General features: G+C 68.1%; 1 protein-coding gene. It reads left to right on the top strand.

Features of this window, described 5'->3' with window-relative positions:
- A partial coding sequence (locus ACL02U_RS32970) for an alpha-glucosidase C-terminal domain-containing protein (RefSeq protein WP_412794686.1) occupies nucleotides 1-336 on the top strand: 336 nt, incomplete at its 5' end.
- Between the last annotated feature and the right edge of the window lie 122 nt (nucleotides 337-458).

The raw sequence follows: 458 nt of genomic DNA, 5'->3' as shown, positions 1-458 counted from the left end.
GCCTCGCCGGCCCTGCACCGGCTGCGCGGCCTGCACTTCCACCACGCGGACCAGGAGTCCGTGATCGCCTACTCCAAGCGGAGCGGTTCGAACACCGTTCTGGTGGTCGCCAACCTCGACCCCCACCACACCCAGGAGGCCACGGTCTCGTTGGACATGCCACGGCTCGGCCTGGACTGGCACGAGTCGGTACCGGTGCGCGACGAGCTCACCGGCGAGACATACCAATGGGGCAGGGCCAACTACGTGCGCCTCGAACCGGGCACCCGCCCCGCGCACGTCCTGACCGTCCTGCGACCGTCCAACCCGCAGATCGGAGGGTCACCCACACGATGACTGTCAACGAGCCCGTCCCGGACACCTTCGAGGACACCCCGGCCAAGGACCGGGACCCGGAGTGGTTCAAACGCGCCGTCTTCTACGAGGTCCTGGTCCGCTCCTTCCAGGACAGCAACGGT

The organism is Streptomyces sp. MS06, from assembly GCF_047200655.1.
Lineage (GTDB): Bacteria > Actinomycetota > Actinomycetes > Streptomycetales > Streptomycetaceae > Streptomyces.
This window is presented reverse-complemented; position numbering and strand designations above follow the sequence as displayed.